Origin of the sequence: Epilithonimonas sp. (assembly GCF_032055105.1) — a bacterium.
In the GTDB taxonomy this organism is placed as follows: Bacteria; Bacteroidota; Bacteroidia; order Flavobacteriales; family Weeksellaceae; genus Epilithonimonas.
The window spans coordinates 146,261-165,229 of the sequence record NZ_DAMBRK010000001.1 but is presented as its reverse complement, the minus strand read 5'-3'; the positions used below and the strand labels follow the sequence as shown (position 1 = coordinate 165,229).

The window sequence follows — 18,969 nt, the reverse complement described above, 5'->3', positions numbered from 1 at the left end:
CTTAAAACTACGAAACTAAAATTTTATCTTTGCAAAAGATTTACCGCTATGAAAGACCTAATGGGACGCGCAATCTGGGATTATTATTACAACGATAATCCTGAAGATTTGCAGACTGAAACTTCGATTTCTGAACTGGATGAACTTCCAGTGGATTATCTTTTTCGAGATTTTGATGAGATGAATAAAATCGAACAAAAAGCTTTAAAATTAGCCAACGGAAAAGTTTTGGATATTGGAGCAGGAGCAGGTTCGCATTCTCTTTATCTTCAGAATGAAAAAAAACTCGAGGTTACAGCATTGGATATTTCACCAAAATCAATTGAAGTTTGTAAACTTAGAGGAATCAGGAATGCAATTACGGAAAATATGTTACATTTTTCAGAAGGCAATTTTGACACGATTCTATTATTAATGAATGGAACAGGGATTTTCCAAAGTTTGAATGTTATTGATATTTATCTTAAAAAACTTTATTCGTTATTGAGCTCAAAAGGACAAATCTTAATTGATAGCACCGATATTCTCTATATGTTTGACGAAGATGAAGATGGTGGTTTTTATATTCCTGCGGACGGTTATTATGGCGAACTAGATTATATTGTTCATTATAAAGGCGAATCTGAAGAACCAATAAAATGGTTATATCTTGATTTTGAGACTTTGAAAAATGCGGCTGAAAATAATGGTTTTAAAATTGAAAAAGTTCTTCAGGATGAAGATGCTTATCTGGCGATATTGACCAAGAAATAATAAAAAACCTCGGAGAAATTAACTCCGAGGTTTTTATTTTAGTCTTTAGATTTTCTTTTTCGATTTCTCCATTTTCTGAATAATATTATTAGAATCGGGATGATTAATAAGAATGGCCAATAAGATATCAATCCTAAAATGAAACCAACAAAATTGTTCCAACCTTCTGCCACCGAATCTACAAACTGGCTTCCAAAACCTATTTTAGAGGTGACAGAATTTCTCGGCTTGTTTTTGATTAAAGTTAATTCGATTGTGCTGTATTTTACCTTGTCATCTATGAATTTTAGTCTGCCTTTTGATGATTCTATTTCCTCTTCCAGATTACGGATATTCTCCTGAATTTCTAAAATATCCTTTGTGTTAGTACTTTTTTTTAGAAGGTCTCTATATTTTTCAAGATAGGTTAACTTGTTCTCTAGTCTTATGGAAACATCCGTGTATTCTTCTGTAACATCATCGGTGCCTACGTTTTTTGAAATGACATTTCCAAGTCCTTCATCCATTGATTGCAAAAGATTATCAAAATTCTCATTAGGAACTCTGATAGTCATTTTCAACATTTCTTGTTCTTCGCTATTGCTGAAAAATTCGGCTTGTTTGTAAGCATTTAATTTTTTGAGATTATCGATAATGATTTTTTGAGCTTTGTTGATATCGCCAACTTCAATTTCTATTCTGCCACTCTTGATTATTTTCTGAGCAATTTTTTGAGAATCATTGGAAGGTTCTTTTTCTTGAATTGAATTTGGAGGATTAGGAAGTGCTATCTCTGCTTCACTTTTTTCACTTATCACATTTGTTAAAGCTGCATCTACTGATATTGCTTCGTAGTTGTTATTTTGCTTTCCACAAGAAAGAATTGTTGCGAAAAGAAATAGAAAATATAATTTTTCTCATAAATAGGTTGAATTTTTTTTAAGTAGTATCAAAAATTATGCACAAAAAAAATCTTTTAGATAATTTCTAAAAGATTTTTTATTGATAAGGTTATTTCAATTTTTATCCAATCTCGATTCCGTTTTCCACCGTTTCATCAGGTGTTACGAAAGATAATTTTCCATCTGGTTTTGTGTCAATAATATTCTTGTCTGGTAATTCTCATTAATAAATATATAAACATCTAGAAGTTGTCATTTTAAGAAAATATGAATTTCAAATTTCTCCCAAAACTGAGTAGAAAATTAGTTGAAAACCATCCATTAGGATTGATTATTATCAAAGCAATCATTCCCAAAGAAATCACCAAAGGAATTATATAGGAAGCTGCTCTGTAGGGTAGCTTTTTTGGTACAAAGGCAACCCAGAGTAAAAATAGAACTAATGCTCCGACTGCGGAAACAAAGAATTCTGGACTTTTTTTGTAGGTATAAAAGTTTCTGGAATTCGAATCATACAAAAATGGAACAATCAAGTTTTGTAATAACAAGAATGAAAATCCAAAAATAAAAGTAAGTAAAGCTGGAAAATATTTCTTTAATTTAATGAAATTGAGACCTAAAAGAATACTTCCTGGGATTGTTCCTAACAATACAGCGATAATAACAATTAATTCTCGTGGAAATAGTCGTATAGCGTTCGGGTCTTCTGTAATGTAATCTTTCCAGACTTCTTGTTCTTTAATCTTTTTCTGTTCTTCAGTGTCTTTTTTCTTTATAATAATTTTTTGAATACGAAGTTTGTCTGCATCAGAAAAGTGTTTGCCTCTTTCTTCTAGTATTTCAAAAGCAATTTGGACTGCTTGGGGAACAAAGCGGTTATCTTCTTTCAGATATTTTTCAAGCTCGTTACCGGAGAGCTTTTTTAAGACGTTTCTATTAACCATTGTGTAAGAAAAATGGGCACTAAAAAATGCCCATTTGTATATTTGAAATTAAAAATTATCCAATCTCGATTCCGTTTTCCACCGTTTCGTCAGGTGTTACGAAAGATAATTTTCCGTCTGGTTTTGTGGTTAATAAAAACATTCCTTGAGATTCTATTCCACGGATTTTTCTTGGCGCAAGATTTAATAAAATCATTACTTGTTTTCCAATCAATTCTTCCGGAGAAAAGCTTTCTGCAACACCGGAAACAACCGTTCTGATATCAACGCCTGTATCTACTTTGAACTTCAATAATTTGTCTGCTTTCTCTACTTTTTCAGCTTCAAGAATGGTAGCAGTTCTAAGGTCGATTTTAGAAAAATCATCAAATTGAATTTCGTCTTTCATAGGATTGGCGTTAGGATTTGTTTTCTTGTTATTTTGTTTGGTGTTTTCTAATTTTTGGATTTGAACTTCAATCACGTCATCTTCGATTTTTGAGAAAAGAAGAGAGGCTTCATTGATTTGATGTCCGCTTTCAATCAGGATATTTTTGGTTTCAACATCGTTCCAGTCAGATTTTTGAACATTGAACATATTCAATAGTTTTTCTGAACTGAAAGGCATAAACGGTTCTGATAACTGAGCCAAAGCTACAGCAATCTGCGCTCCAATGAATAGAGAATTTGCAGCTTTTTCAGGATTGTCTTTAATCGTTTTCCAAGGTTCTTCTGTCTGAAGAAATTGATTCCCAAATCTTGCCAAATTCATCAACGCAGATAAAGCATTTCGGAATTCGAAGTTATCTAGGAAAGTTCCGATTTCTTTTGCTGCTTGTTTGATTTCGTTCAATTCCTCAGCGTTATTGTTTCCTTCTGGAACAATTCCGTTGTAATATTTGTGAATCAAAACCGCCACTCTGTTGATGAAATTTCCAAAAATTCCTACCAATTCTGAGTTGTTTTTGGTCTGGAAATCTTTCCAAGTAAAATTGTTATCCTTAGTTTCTGGAGCAGACGAAAGCAACGCATATCTCAAGACATCCTGCTGACCCGGGAAATCTTCAACATATTCGTGTGCCCAAACCGCCCAATTTCTTGAAGTTGAGATTTTTTCATTTTCAAGATTAAGGAATTCGAAAGCAGGAACATTTTTCGGCATAATATAATCGCCGTGAGCCTTCATCATACTTGGGAAAATAATACAGTGGAAAACAATATTATCCTTTCCAATGAAATGAATCAAATCAGAATTCTCATTTTGCCAATAATCTTTCCAATCTTTTCCGTTTTTTTCTGCCCATTCCTGAGTAAAAGAGATGTAACCGATTGGAGCATCAAACCATACATAAAGTACTTTTCCTTCTGCATTTGGAAGAGGAACAGGTACGCCCCAATTCAAATCTCTGGTCATTGCACGAGGTTTCAGTCCGTCATTCAGCCAAGATTTTACTTGTCCGTAAACGTTGGTTTTCCAGTCGTCTTTATGACCTTCGATAATCCATTCGTTTAGGAAATCTTCATATTCATTCAATGGAAGATACCAGTTTTTGGTTTCCTTTAGAACAGGAACATTTCCACTTAACATTGATTTTGGATTGATTAGCTCCGATGGAGAAAGGGTAGAACCACATTTCTCGCACTGGTCACCGTAAGCATTTTCGTTACCGCAATTCGGGCAAGTTCCAACGATGTATCTATCTGCCAAGAATTCGTTGGCTTGCTCGTCAAAATATTGTTCTGAAACTTCTTCCGTGAATTTTCCTTTATTATATAGTGTCTTGAAAAAATCCTGACTTACATCATAATGTTTTTTGGATGTTGTTCTAGAGTATTCGTCAAAAGAGATTCCTAAATCCGAGAAAGATTGTTTGATAATCCCGTGGTATTTGTCCACGATATCCTGCGGTGTTACGCCTTCTTTTTTTGCTCTGATGGTAATCGGAATCCCGTGTTCATCCGAACCGCAAATAAAAGCGACATCTTTTCCCGTTCTTCTCTGGAATCTTGCATAGACATCAGCCGGAATGTAAACACCCGCCAAATGCCCTATATGAACCGGTCCGTTGGCGTAAGGCAAAGCGGCGGTAATCATTTTTTTGTTTGACATTTTTTAATTGAAAATTTGAGATGCAAAATTACGATTTTTCATTTTAAAAATAAGATAGATGTTAAATATATATAGAGAGTTGTAATAGCTGTTTTTTCTTGACGTATTAGATTCTGTTTTTGTTTATAAATCGAAATATCGAAATTGTAATATTTCTATTAGACTTTATTAAGTCTTTCCTGTACTCTATGTTTATCCATTGTTGGATCAAATTAATATTGTTTTATTTTAATTGTTTTGATTGGATTGGTTTATAAAATTATTTAAATTAATCTCTTTGTAGAATATTTTTAGTTTTGTTAAAATCACGAAAATATTGAGGTTTTTGAGTTTTTAAAAAATTCGAAAAAAAATAAATTATTTCATTTTTGATTAATATAGGATTAATATTGGTTAATTTAGAAGAAGAAAAAGGGGTTAAAAATGTTCAAAAATAGGTTAAAACTGATAATTGTTACTAAAATTAACATTTGATTATGTTATTGATTATTAGTTTATTGTGTTTTTGTGGGTGCGTTTTTATAGTTAAAAATAGTACTAAATTAACCGTTTTTAAAAATTTTTTAACACAATGTTGTTTTTTTTATAAATTGCGAATCTAGATTAAGTGTTGTCTAGAAACAAATAAGAAAATAATATAAACCTTAAAAATTTATTTTTTGTGAGAAACTATAATGTATTAAAAATTGCTCCTGCGTTTCTATTGCTCGGATCAATGTTACATGCACAACAAAACGATACGGTGAAAAAAGAAACCGAGATTGAGCAAGTTGTGTTGATTGGTTATGGTAAGCAAAAGAAAACAGATCTTACTGGGTCTATTGCTTCTATTACTTCAAAAGATTTTAACGGGGGCTCTACTTCTGCGGATCAATTGATCCAAGGTAAGGCGCCTGGAGTTACTGTTACAGGTAATGGTGGAAATCCTGGCTCTGGTTCTACAATCCGTATTAGAGGAGGTGCTTCTCTTAATGCAAACAATGATCCTTTGATTGTTATTGATGGTATTCCAATGGACTTCGGTGGACTTTCTGGTGCGTCTAATGCTTTGGCATTAATTAATCCAAATGATATAGAATCTTTTGATGTACTTAAGGATGCTTCAGCTGCTGCAATTTATGGTAACAGAGCTTCAAATGGAGTTATTTTGATTACCACAAAAAAAGGTGCTGCAGGTAAGGTTAAGGTAAATTTCTCTACAGTGAGTTCTGTTTCTACAAAAATGGGAAACATGGATGTTTTGTCTGCTGATGCATTTAGAAATTATGTAATTAATAATGCTACTCAGCAAAAATATATTGATATGTTGGGTACCGCTAATACTAATTGGCAAGACAAAATTTATCAAGCAGCTTGGGGAACAGATAATAATGTATCTATCTCTGGTGGTATTAAAAAATTACCTTATCGTTTATCCTTAGGATACACAGAGCAAAATGGTATTGTGAAAACTAATGAATTTAGAAGGTCTTCTTTTGGATTAAATTTAACGCCTAAGTTTTTTGATAATCATTTAAGTGTTACTGCGAATCTAAAAGGATCAATGACGGAAAACAGATTTCCTGCAAGTGTAATTTCTGCAGCGCAATTTTTTGATCCTACAAAACCTGTTTATGATAATAGTGCGCAAGGTAATCTTGTAAATAATTATTGGGAGTGGTTCCTATATGATACTAGTGGTGCAAGAACCAATAATATCAACGTAAACGCAACACAAAACCCTTTAGCTTCTTTATATGGAAGAAGAGATGTTTCTACAGTTTTTAGAAGTATTGGTAATTTGCAATTAGATTATAAATTCCATTTTTTGCCAGATTTGCATTTTAATATCAATGGTGGTTTCGATTATCAAAAAGGCACAGGTGCAGTTACAGAATATCCAGGTTATGCACAAATGTTAGAAACAGGTAATGTAAGTTCCAGAAGAGATTATGAGCAAGAAAAATCTAATAGGTTATTAGAAGCTTATCTTAATTACACAAAAGATATAAAGGCGATAGATACAAAAGTAGATTTGATGGCAGGTTATTCTTATCAACAATTCAAAACTTTTACGCCGGCTGCAACAACTTATTACGGGAATCCAGACAGAGTGCCATTACCAACTAATAGATATGAAGGTAAATTAACCTTATTAGGTTTTTATGGTAGGGGTATTTTTACTATTGCGGATAAATATATCTTAACTGGATCTATAAGAAGAGATGGTACATCTAGGTTTTACAATGGTACCGAAGAGACTGGTAATATGTGGGGAACCTTCGTAGCTGCATCTGGTGCTTGGAAAATTAAAAATGAAAATTTCTTGAAAGATGTTAATTTCATTTCTGATTTAAAATTGAGAGGCGGTTGGGGACAAACTGGTCAACAAGAACTTGGAGATGCTAATAACAATCGTTGGTATAATTCTTTTCCTTCATACAATATTTCTGAGCAATCTGCACAATATGGATTTGCAGAGCAATACTATCTAATGTATCGTCCTACCCAATATAATCCAAATTTGACTTGGGAGACAACAGAAACAATCAATGCGGGATTGGATTTCGGTATTTTAAATAATAGAATAACAGGTTCATTTGATTGGTTTAAGAAAAAAACTAAAGATTTGTTGGGTGATGTTTCTGTACCAGCAGGGGAGTTCAGCAATAGAAATATAAAGAATGTTGGAGAAATGGAAACCAACGGGCTAGAGTTTCTAATTAATGTAAAAGCTATCAAACAAGAAAACTTTACTTGGGATTTTAGTTTCAATGTTGCTCATTATAATCCTGAGATTACTAAATTAAATGATGTTGCGGAAGGTTATAAGATACAAGTAGGAGGTATAGCTGGAGGTACAGCTAATACAGTACAAGCTCACACCGTAGGATATACTCCATATAGTTTTTATGTGTATCAACAAGCCTATGATTCTAATGGGAAGGCTCTAGAAGGTGTATATGTAGATAGAAATGGTGATGGTAAAATAAATACCGATGATAAATACCTTTATAAATCTACAACTCCCGATGCAACATTTGGTTTTTCTACCAATTTTAGATATAAAAATTGGGATTTGTCTACAACGTTGAGAGCTGTTATTGGTAATTATGTTTATAACAATTTTGCATCTCAGTCTAATGTGCAAAATATTGCAACTAATGATTATATCCAAAATATATCAAGCGTGGCTGCAAATTATGGTTTCAAAAATGTACAATATTGGAGTGATATTTTTGTAGAAGATGCTTCTTTCCTTAGAATGGATAATTTAACTTTAGGTTATACATTCAAAGATATTTTTGCAAAAGGGAGTAATCTAAGAGTTTACGGTATGGCACAAAATGTATTTGTAGTCACAGATTATTCTGGTGTAGATCCAGAAATTTTTGGAAATATCGATAATGGTTTTTATCAAAGACCAAAAATTTACTCTTTAGGTCTTAATTTTAATTTTTAATGATTGGTAATAATGAAAAAATTTAGAATAAAAAATATATCATTGGCATTAGTATTTTTAGGGGCTTCTTTTACAATACAATCTTGTACAGATGACCTAAAACAAGAGCCAATAACAGATGTAACTTCTGCTAGTTTATATAAAGATTTCTCAAAATATAAAGGCTTATTAGCAAAGTTATATGGAGGTCTTGCAGTGGGAGGACAATCTGGAGGTGATGGTAATGGAGATATTGCTGATATTGATGGTGGATTCTCAAACTACATGCGTTTGCTTTTTACGTTAAACGAGATTACGACAGACGAAGCTGTTATTGGATGGAATGATGGTACACTTCACGAGTTTCATAAAATGATTTGGACTCCTGCTAACGAATTCAATAATGCAATGTATTATAGATTATATACAGAAGTTGCTTATTGTAATGAGTTTATAAAAAATACTACAGACGAGATGCTCTCTAGCAATGGTATTACTGGATCTAATGTAGATGAAGCAAAAACGATGCGTGCAGAAGCAAGATTTTTAAGAGCTCAAGCTTATTTTCACCTATTAGATATGTATGGTAATGTTCCTTTTGTAGACGAAACAACTTTTGGAACCGTTCCTAAACAAATTAACCGTTCAGATTTATTTAATTATGTTGAATCAGAGTTGCTTGCTGCAGAGTCAGAATTAAAAGCGGCTCGTTCTAATGAATATGGTAGAGTAGATAAAGCAGCAGCTTGGACATTATTAGCAAGGTTATATCTTAATGCACAAGTTTATACAGGAACACAAAGAAACAGTGATGTAATTACTTACTGTGATAAAGTAATTGCTGCTGGTTATTCTCTAAATACAACATATGCTAATCTATTCTTAACAGATAATAATGTTAATAATCCGGAGAACATATTTTCAGTCGTTTACGAAGGAACATATACACAAACAAATGGTGGTACTACCTATCTTGTACATGCAGCTATTGGTGGTACTATGGATCCTCAAGATTTTGGTGTAAATGGAGGCTGGGGAGGTCTTAGAACTACCAAAGCTTTTGTAAACAAATTTGAAAACACTGATTTAAGAGGTCGCTTCTATAAAGATGGACAAACATTAGAAATTAACGATTTAGGAAACTTCAATGATGGTTATGCATTCATCAAGTACAAAAATATTAGTAGTACAGGAGCTGCAGGAGTGCATGATAATTTTGTAGATACGGATTTGCCAATATATAGGCTAGCAGATGTTTATCTAATGTATGCAGAGGCTGTTGTTAGAGGTGGCGGTGGTAGTATGAGTACAGCTTTAGGTTATGTTAATGCTATTAGAGCTAGAGCAAAAGCTTCATCTATCTCATCACTTAATTTAGATTTTATTCTTGATGAAAGATCTAGAGAGTTATCTTGGGAAATGACAAGAAGATCTGATCTTATTCGTTTTGGTAAGTTTACAACAGCAGCTTACCTATGGCCATGGAAAGGAAATGTAAAAGATGGAACATCCGTTGGAGAATACAGAAATCTTTTCCCAATTCCCAATAATGATTTGGTTGTGAATCCAAACCTGAAACAAAATCCTGGTTATTAATCCATTAATTTTAACAACAATGAAAAATAATATATTCAAACACTTTTTTCTTGCAGTCGGGTTGTTTTTAGGAATCACGTCCTGTGAGGATCGTGAGATTGTGAACATTGATAATCAAACTTCATCTGTAATTATTGATTTATCTAAAAATGATTTGATTCTGGATTCAAACTTTCCTTCAAATCCTGCTTTAACAATTAATTGGTCATCTGCTACCTATACTGTGCCTGTAGAAGTTAAGTACGAATTGCAAATGAGTGCCACGGAAACGTTTGAAACCTCAGAGGTTTTGGCTAATACAACACAATCTCAAACTGTAGCGACATTTACAACGCTTGAGATGAATAACGCAGCGAAAAAAGTGGGCTTGGTTCCGGATGTTGCACAAAAAATGTACTTTAGAGTAAAGTCTTTTGTTGGAGATAATAGTTTGTCTCAGTTTTCTAATGTTACGGCGCTTACTATTACACCATATATAGCAAAACCAGATTATGATTATACAGATCTATTCTTAATCGGAAGTGCAGCTATTGGAAATTGGGATAACTTGTTGACAAATAGTTCTTTGTTGCCGCTTCTTAAAACCTCTACAGTAGGTGTTTATACGCATACTGGTTTATTCAAAACTGGGACTGATGTTGGCTTTAAGATGATTCTAGTAAAAGGTTCTTGGGATGCTCAATTCGGAAAAGGAACTGTAGATGGTCAACTAAGTTCTGATGGAGGATCTGGCAACATTACTGTACCTTCAGAAGGATATTATAAGTTGACTGTTGACACAAACAATCTTACTTATACTTTGGTGAAAATTGATAATCCCGTTGCAACTTATGATGTTGTTTCTCTATATGGAACAGCAACAGGAGACACAGATATACAACTTACCAAATCTACTTTTGATTCACACTTGTGGATTGCTACAGGAGTTAGTTTGAAAACGGGTGTGTTTAAATTCAGAGCTAATAATGCTTGGGATGTGAACTGGGGAACTAACGCTGAATTTTTTGGCGTAGCAACCAGCAACGGTGCAGACATTCCGGTATCAGCAGATTGGAAATACGATGTTTATTTCAACGACGTAAGCGGTAATTATACACTTATTCCTATTGATTAATTTTTAATTAAAAAAAATCATGAAAAATATATTTAAATTTTTTCTGGCGTCATTAATTCTTTCAGCGATATTCATTGCTTGTGATAATGATGCAGACAGAGATTGGACAACTCCTGAAGCTAGTTTTACCCTTGCTGATACATCTTTGGGTGCAAATAATGTGTTGTATAAAACAATGGAATCCAATCCATTCACTTTGACTTGGGAGTCTGCAGGTGCTGGAGAATATTCAGTGGTTTTATCTGCTACCGAGGATTTTGCTTCAAAAACAGAGTTAGGAAAATCAAATGAAACAACTTTTACAACAACAATTGGAGAGCTTAATACCAAATTGTTACAAATAGGTTTTTCTCCATTTACATCTCAAACTGTTTATGTTAGAATAGAAAAAGGTTCAGAAGTTTCTAATACTATTAATTTTGGAGTTACTGTTTATCCTTTAGATGGTCCCGTTATTACAGCTCCTACAAGTGGAAGTGTACTTACGCTTAATTCTGCAGATCAGTTAGCTATTGCAACCACTGTTACTTGGACAGACTATACCAATTATGGATCTGATGTAGTTTACAAAGTAGAAATTGCTAAAAAAGGAGGTGCAACATTCCTATCTTTAGGAGAAGTTACCAATGTGAAATCCTTGGAAGTTAGCAACAAAGATTTAAACACTGCAGCTTTAAATGCAGGAGGAGTGGCTAATCAAGAAGATGAATTTGATTTTAGAGTGACTGCAATAACCAATTTTTCAACACCAGCTATTGAGTTGAAATCCGCAGTTTCTACTGCTAAGGTGACACCTTACAAAGTAGAATTTGTTAATTTATATTTAGTAGGAGATGCTACAGCAGGTGGTTGGGATAATCTTGCTACAAATGACAATATGTATCCATTGTTAGGGAATCATAATATCAATGCATCTTATACTTATATAGGATATTTCAAAGCTGGAGGATTTAAATTAATTAAAGTAAAAGGCAGCTGGGATACGCAATATGGAGCAGGGGCATCAGCAGGAACGTTAAGTGCTGATGGAGGTTCTGGAAATATCAATGTTGCTGAATCTGGTTATTATAAATTCACAGCAAATGTTGCTACTTTGACTTATACATTAGAGCCTGTTTCTCCTCCTACAATCACATATCCAACGGTAGGAATTATCGGAGATGCTACTCCTAATGCTTGGAACTCAAGTACAGCAATGGTAAAATCTACTTTTGATCCTCATGTTTGGTACATTACAAATGTAACACTTACCAATGGTGAACTAAAATTCAGAGCCAATGATGCTTGGGATGTAAATTGGGGAAGTGCTGATGCAGATTTTGGTACAGCTAGTTTAGGAGGTGCAAATATTCCTGTAACGGCTGGAACCTATAATATCTATTTCAATGATTACTCAGGAGATTATGTTTTGATTAAACTGTAATAAATCATATTTAATAAAGAATAACCAACGTAAAAGTTGGTTATTTTTTTGCTTGACGAGCACAATTTTTATTATCTTGTAACCAATATATAAACCTTAGAAAAAAATGAAAAAATTCACCATTGGAGCAGCTTTGCTTACTATGATGTTTAACGGAGTTTATGCTCAAAGTCTAAAGTCTCCGGACGGAAAATTCGAGATGAATTTCCAGCTGAAAAACGGAGTTCCTGTTTATAATCTGAAATATAACGGAAACGTAGTTGTAGAAGATTCTAAATTAGGATTAAGACTTTTCAAAGATTCTTCTATCAAGTTTGCTTCCGAGATTGCAAAACCAGAAGATGCAAGTTTTGACCTCAATAACGGCTTCACAAAAACAGCCGAAAAAAGAGATTCAAAAAATGAAACTTGGCAACCAATTCTTGGAGAAAAGAAAAACTATATCAACAATTACAACGAGTTAGCTTTAACACTTAATCAAACTTCTTCTGATAGAAGCATCGTTGTCAAATTCAGATTGTTCAATGATGGATTAGGATTCAGATATGAATTTCCTCAACAAAAAAATCTTAATTATTTCGTAATCAGAGAAGAGGATTCAGAAATCGACTTTCCAACTGATATGAAAGCTTGGTGGATTGTTGCCGATTATGATTCTCAGGAATATCAATACCAAACCACAAAAATTTCCGAAATTCCGACTAAATGGTCAAAAGCTTTTGATTCTAATGCTTCTCAAACACTTGTGAAAAATGCAGTTCAGTCACCTTTGATGCTCAAAAAAGAAGGTAAAGAACCTTTGTATGTTAACGTTGGTGAAGCGGCAGTTTTGGATTATCCAGCTTCACATTTGGAAGTTGATGCACAGAATTTCAAATTCAAAACGCATTTAACAACCGACAGACAAGGTGCGAAAGGTTACATCCAAACGCCTTCTGTAACACCTTGGAGAACAATTATTATTTCACCAAAAGCAGAAGTGGTAATGGATTCTAAAATGATGTTCAACCTAAACGAACCTACAAAATATAAAGACACTTCTTACATCAAACCAACCAAATATATGGGCGTTTGGTGGGAAATGATTATCGGAAAATCTCAATGGGCATATTCTACAGCAGAAAATGTTCACATCGGAAAAACTGATTTTTCAAAATTAACACCCAACGGAAAGCACGCTGCCAACAATACCAAAGTTAAAGAATACATAGACTTTGCTTCGGCAAACGGTTTCCAAGGTTTGTTAATCGAAGGTTGGAACATAGGTTGGGAAGATTGGTTTGGACATTCCAAAGAGTTTGTTTTTGATTTTATCACGCCTTACCCAGATTTTGATATCAAAATGTTGAATGAGTATGCGCATTCAAAAGGAGTTGATTTGATTATGCACCACGAGACTTCGGGTTCAGCAACCAACTATGAAAGATGGGCTGACAAAGCTTTTCAATTGATGCACAAGTACGGTTACAAATCGGTAAAAACCGGTTATGTTGGCGACATCATTCCAAGAGGAGAGCATCATTATTCCCAATGGACTATCAACCATTATTACAGAATTGCAGAAAAAGCGAATGATTATAAATTGATGGTCAATTCCCACGAAGCGGTTCGTCCGGGAGGAGAAAGTAGAACATATCCAAACTGGATTTCAGCAGAAGCAGCTCGTGGAACAGAATACGAAGCTTTCGGAGGAAACAAGCCAGACCATCAGACGATTCTTCCTTTCACAAGATGGATGGGCGGTTCTATGGATTACACGCCGGGGATTTTTCAAACCAAGTTAGACTACTATTTCCCAGGCGATAAGAGATTTGTTCAGACCACTTTGACAAAGCAACTTGCACTATATGTAACGATGTATATGCCATTGCAGATGGCAGCTGATTTACCAGAAAATTACGCAAAACATATGGATGCTTTCCAGTTTATCAAGGATGTAGCAGCAGATTGGGACGACACCAAAATCCTTTCCGCAGAACCGGGTGAATATGTTCACACCGCGAGAAAAGCTAAAGGAACCGATAACTGGTTTGTTGGAGGGATCACCGATGAGAATGCAAGAGATTTCACAGTAGATTTTTCTTTCTTGGACAAAGGTAGAAAATATGAAGCGACCATTTACGAAGATGGAAAAGATGCAGATTATGTGAACAATCCACAGAGTTATCATATTTACAAAAAGACCATTACTAACAAAACAAAATTGCCAGTTCATTTGGTAAGAAGTGGTGGTTACGCTATTTCTGTGAAGCCTGTTAAATAAATTTTTTAGGAGCTTAATCCCGCTATCCGCTATATCTTTTTCTTTTTTTGCAAAAAAGAAAAAGGATGCCGCTACTATCGGGGCTATGGGTTTCTCAATACAAACAACACTTTGTCAAAGATGTGATGCTTTGACAAAGTGTTTATTTAGTTTAACACTATCAACTATCAACGCTCAACCATCAACCAAAAATGAATTGGATTTCCAAGATTTTCAACAAACAAAACACATTTCTCTTTTTACTAATTTCTATGGTCATCTTGGCCAAAGTTATTCCTTTCCACGAGTCTTACAATCAGTATTTTAATCTTGCGGGATTTATAGATTGGGGAATTGCGGGAATTTTTCTGTTGTATGGATTGAAACTCAATCTCAAAGAAGTTATAAAAGATGTCTCCAACTGGAAACTGCATTTGCTGATTCAGTCGGGAACATTTGTTATTTTTCCTTTGTTGACATTGATGTTTTATCCTTTCTTGAAAGATACATCGTATTATAATATTTGGCTTTCGGTTTTCTTTTTAGCAAGTTTGCCTTCTACAGTTTCATCATCCGTTGTAATGGTTTCTATTGCAAAAGGAAATGTCACTTCGGCCATTTTCAATGCTTCAATTTCCGGAATTATAGGGATTGTGATGACGCCACTTTTGATGAGTTTTTTCCTTACAGCTAACGGAGAATCCGGCAATCAATCCGAGATTATTCAACAGTTGCTACTCAAAGTTTTATTGCCAATTATTTTAGGAATTATTCTCAATCCAATCTTCAAAAAATGGGTGACAAAATATGCAAACATCATTTCAGAATTTGACAGACTGATTATTTTGCTCATTGTTTACGAAAGTTTTTCAACTGCATTTATTGAGAACATTTTTGTAGCCGTGCCTTCATTTGTGTTTGTTGCATTGGCTTTTAGTGCGGTCTTTTTGTTTTTTGCAACCTATTATATCTTAAAATTCATAGCAGAAAAACTGAATTTTAAAAAGAAAGATGTCATCACGACAACCTTCTGCGGCTCAAAGAAATCCTTAGTTCACGGGAGTTTGTTTCTTTTGGTTTTAGGAATTCCGGATGACCAGAAAGTTTTGTTTCTGTTACCAGTAATGATTTACCATAGTTTTCAATTATTCTACGTAAGTTGGCTAGCTAATAAAATTGCAAAAAGACCAGATGCTGAAGTAGTTTGATATTGACAAATATTTGGAATTAATAATTCATTTTAAAAGTGATTATATGAATAAAATAATGACACTTCTGACTTTTTTTATTTTCATTTTTGGATTTTCACAGACGCATCGTTTCATCTATGAAGTGAATTACAAAAAAGATTCTACAGAGAATAATCTTACTAAAGAATATTATCATTTGGATATTAATCCCAAAGAAACTTTGTTTTATGATAGAACTTTTTTTGAATCAGATTCTATTATAAAATCCAATCCTAATGGAGGATTTCCTGCTCCAAATATGAATAATATTGTTCTTCATAAAAAAGGAACAAAACTTTTCGAAGATTATGAGTTTATCGGTTGGGATGTAATTAAAAGAGCATCAGAGCCTGAACAAAGTTGGACTCTTACTGATGAAAAAAAGAAGTTAGGTAATCTTGAGATTCAAAAAGCAGTCAGTAATTGGGGCGGAAGAAAATGGACAGCTTGGTTCGCAAAAGAAATACCTTTTTCCGAAGGTCCTCAAAAATTTCACGGATTGCCTGGACTTATTGTAATCTTGGAGGATGAACGTCACAATTATTCTTTTAAGTTGGTTAATTCGAGAAATTATTCCAAAACCAATTCCATAGACTTTTTTCAAAATATATTTCCTAGATCCTTATTTTTGGATGAAGCTAAGTATAAAAAATTTAAACTCAATTTTTATGAAGACCCCTTGGCATATGCTAAAAATGGAAGAATAGAAATCACCTCAGAAAATAAACTTGCTTTAGATGACGGAACTATTGTAACGCCGGATAATATAAGAGAAGTGACACTCATACAACAAAAACGAATCAAAAAATATTATAACCCAATTGAATTAGATAATGCGATTCATTATCCTTAATTTTTAAAAAGACCATTATTAATATATAGACCTTAAAAATTAACCTTATGAAAAAAATATTCACGATTTCTTCCATCGTATTTTCTTCTATTTACTATTCTCAAGTTCAGAAAGTAGAACCTGCATTTTGGTGGAGCGGAATGAAAAATCCTGAACTACAACTGTTAGTTTATGGAAAAGATATCCAAAATCTTCAACCTGAATTCTCAAACGGAATCAAAATCAAAGAAGTCATAAAAGTTGAAAATCCGAACTATCTTTTCGTAACAATCGACACCAACGGAGTTCAGCCACAAAAAGCAAAACTGAATTTCAAAAACGGAAACAAAACCGTTAAAACCATCGATTACGAATTCAAGCAAAGACAACAAAACTCGGCTAACAGAGATTCTTACACATCTTCTGATGTAATGTATCTGATAATGCCTGACAGATTTGCGAACGGTAATCCTAAAAATGATAATACGCCAGACACAGCGGAAAAAGCAGACAGGACCAAAACAGGAGGACGTCACGGTGGAGATATTGCCGGGATTGTAAAGAACTTGGATTATCTTCAGGAATTAGGAATTACAACGGTTTGGAACACACCTTTGTTAGAAGATAACGAACCTGGTTTTTCATACCACGGTTATGCGCAAAGTGATTACTACAAAATAGACCCTCGTTACGGAACCAATGATGATTATAAAAACTTGGCGGACGAACTTCACAAAAGAAAAATGAAACTTGTGATGGATTATGTGACCAATCATTGGGGTTCAAAAAGCTGGATTATCAAAGATTTGCCTTCGAAAGATTGGATCCATTATTGGGAAGGACAGGAAAATGGTTTCCAGAGAAGCAATTACAGAATGACAACGCAGTTTGATATCAATGCAGCCAAAGTGGATGAAGCGGCTTGTATGGACGGCTGGTTTGATACTACAATGCCGGATATGAATCAGAGCAATCCGATGGTTGTGACTTATATGGCGCAGAATGCGATTTGGTGGATAGAATATGCGGGTTTGGACGGTTTCCGTGTGGATACTTATTCTTACAATGACAAAAAAGGAATTGCAGATTGGACAAAACGAATCACCGACGAATATCCAAAATTCAATATCGTGGGAGAAGTCTGGATGCAAGATCCCGCTCATATGGCTTATTGGCAGAAAGATTCTAAAATTGGCGCAATAGAAAACTTTAATTCTTACTTGCCATCCGTAATGGATTTTTCACTTTATGATGCCATTGGTCAGGCTTTCAAAGAAGAGCCGGGTTGGAATTCGGGAATGCAGAGAGTTTATGGGAATTTTACTAATGATTTCCTTTATCCTGATATCAATAATATTTTGGTTTTTGCTGAGAATCACGACACGAATAGATTCAATCAAATCTATCCGAAAATCGAAGATTATAAATTAGCAATGAGTTTGATTCTGACAGTTCGAGGAATTCCTCAATTGTATTACGGTTCTGAAATCGGAATGGCTGGCGACAAAAACAACGGTGGCGATGGCGAGATTCGTAAAGATTTCCCAGGCGGCTGGGCTGGAGATTCAAATAATGCTTTCACAAAATCTGGAAGAACAGCTTCTCAAAACGAATATTTCGATTATACCAAAAAATTGCTGAATTGGAGAAAAACAAACGAAGCAGTTCACTCCGGAAAAACTTTGCATTACATCCCGAATAACAACGTTTATGTTTATTTCCGATACACAGATAGCAAAAGAGTAATGGTTGTAATTAATAACAACAAGGAAACTCAAAACTTAGATTTGAAACGTTTTTCTGAAGGTTTGAAAGATTTCACAAAAGGAAAAGACATCGTTTCTGATAAAGATTTTGATTTGAAAACTAATTTGTCTGTTCCTGCAAAATCTTCATTAATTTTAGAACTGAAATAAAATTAAAATGAAAAAAATAATTTCCATTGTCCTACTATCATTTTTAATCTTTTCGATTCCACTTTCTGCTCAAAAGAAAGGCTTTTACGAAAATGTTCAGAAAAAGAATATCAACAAATTGTTGGATGACCTCAATACGTTGGCTGCCAATGCTGACTTCGAAAAATACTTCGATTGTTTTGCCGAAGAATCTCAATACATCGGAACAGATGCAACGGAAGTTTGGCAAAAACAAGAGTTCAAAGATTGGGCAAAACCTTATTTTGACAAAAAAACAACTTGGAATTTCAAATCCCTGAAACGAAATATCTATTTCAGCAAAGACGGAAATTATGCTTGGTTCGATGAGGTTCTTGATACACAGATGAAAATCTGCAGAGGTTCGGGTGTTCTTCAGAAAATTGGTGGAAAATGGAAAATCAAACAATACGTTCTTTCCGCAACTATCCCAAATGAAGTGATAGATGAAGTCACCAAAATCAAAACACCAATCGAGGATGCTCTCATCCAGAAATTAAAAAACAACTAA

General features: G+C 34.0%; 13 protein-coding genes. 10 read left to right on the top strand and 3 right to left on the bottom strand.

Annotated features, from left to right (window positions below):
- The first annotated feature begins 48 nt into the window (after positions 1-48).
- Positions 49-753 carry a class I SAM-dependent methyltransferase gene (locus RTY06_RS00670; protein ID WP_312822057.1) on the top strand — a complete coding sequence of 235 codons (705 nt, stop codon included), beginning with the start codon at positions 49-51 and terminating at the stop codon, positions 751-753.
- 38 nt (positions 754-791) lie between these two features.
- Here RTY06_RS00670 and RTY06_RS00665 read toward each other — a convergent pair whose 3' ends face one another.
- The 3 genes from RTY06_RS00665 to metG all read right to left on the bottom strand — a co-directional run bounded on the left by RTY06_RS00665 (position 792) and on the right by metG (position 4,667).
- Positions 792-1,550, bottom strand: a complete 759-nt coding sequence (locus RTY06_RS00665; RefSeq protein ID WP_312822055.1) for a DUF4349 domain-containing protein — start codon at positions 1,548-1,550, stop codon at positions 792-794.
- A gap of 341 nt (positions 1,551-1,891) precedes the next feature.
- Positions 1,892-2,578, bottom strand: coding sequence for a hypothetical protein (locus tag RTY06_RS00660; RefSeq protein WP_312822053.1), 687 nt, complete (start codon positions 2,576-2,578; stop codon positions 1,892-1,894).
- 55 nt (positions 2,579-2,633) lie between these two features.
- Complete coding sequence (gene metG / locus RTY06_RS00655) at positions 2,634-4,667, bottom strand: methionine--tRNA ligase (protein WP_312822051.1); 2,034 nt, start codon at positions 4,665-4,667, stop codon at positions 2,634-2,636.
- Positions 4,668-5,328: 661 nt separating this feature from the next.
- Here metG and RTY06_RS00650 point away from each other — a divergent pair.
- The 9 genes from RTY06_RS00650 (at position 5,329) to RTY06_RS00610 (ending at position 18,969) form a co-directional block, all read left to right on the top strand.
- A complete protein-coding gene (locus tag RTY06_RS00650; protein WP_312822049.1) occupies positions 5,329-8,109 on the top strand; it encodes a SusC/RagA family TonB-linked outer membrane protein in 2,781 nt (926 codons plus the stop codon).
- A gap of 12 nt (positions 8,110-8,121) precedes the next feature.
- Positions 8,122-9,684: a RagB/SusD family nutrient uptake outer membrane protein gene (locus tag RTY06_RS00645; RefSeq protein ID WP_312822047.1), complete on the top strand. Its 1,563-nt coding sequence runs from the start codon at positions 8,122-8,124 to the stop codon at positions 9,682-9,684.
- 19 nt (positions 9,685-9,703) lie between these two features.
- Complete coding sequence (locus RTY06_RS00640; protein ID WP_312822045.1) at positions 9,704-10,798, top strand: SusE domain-containing protein; 1,095 nt, start codon at positions 9,704-9,706, stop codon at positions 10,796-10,798.
- A gap of 19 nt (positions 10,799-10,817) precedes the next feature.
- Positions 10,818-12,221 carry a SusE domain-containing protein gene (locus tag RTY06_RS00635; protein ID WP_312822043.1) on the top strand — a complete coding sequence of 468 codons (1,404 nt, stop codon included), beginning with the start codon at positions 10,818-10,820 and terminating at the stop codon, positions 12,219-12,221.
- 106 nt (positions 12,222-12,327) lie between these two features.
- Positions 12,328-14,484: a glycoside hydrolase family 97 protein gene (locus RTY06_RS00630; RefSeq protein ID WP_312822041.1), complete on the top strand. Its 2,157-nt coding sequence runs from the start codon at positions 12,328-12,330 to the stop codon at positions 14,482-14,484.
- Between the two features lie 191 nt (positions 14,485-14,675).
- Entirely contained in the window at positions 14,676-15,671 is a 996-nt protein-coding gene (locus RTY06_RS00625; protein WP_312822039.1) for a bile acid:sodium symporter, read from the top strand.
- A 46-nt stretch (positions 15,672-15,717) separates the two neighbouring features.
- The gene (locus RTY06_RS00620) at positions 15,718-16,545 is read left to right on the top strand and encodes a GLPGLI family protein (protein ID WP_312822037.1); all 828 of its coding nucleotides are present in this window, start codon (positions 15,718-15,720) and stop codon (positions 16,543-16,545) included.
- A 47-nt stretch (positions 16,546-16,592) separates the two neighbouring features.
- Positions 16,593-18,440, top strand: coding sequence for a glycoside hydrolase family 13 protein (locus tag RTY06_RS00615; protein WP_312822035.1), 1,848 nt, complete (start codon positions 16,593-16,595; stop codon positions 18,438-18,440).
- Positions 18,441-18,447: 7 nt separating this feature from the next.
- Positions 18,448-18,969 carry a nuclear transport factor 2 family protein gene (locus RTY06_RS00610; protein WP_312822033.1) on the top strand — a complete coding sequence of 174 codons (522 nt, stop codon included), beginning with the start codon at positions 18,448-18,450 and terminating at the stop codon, positions 18,967-18,969.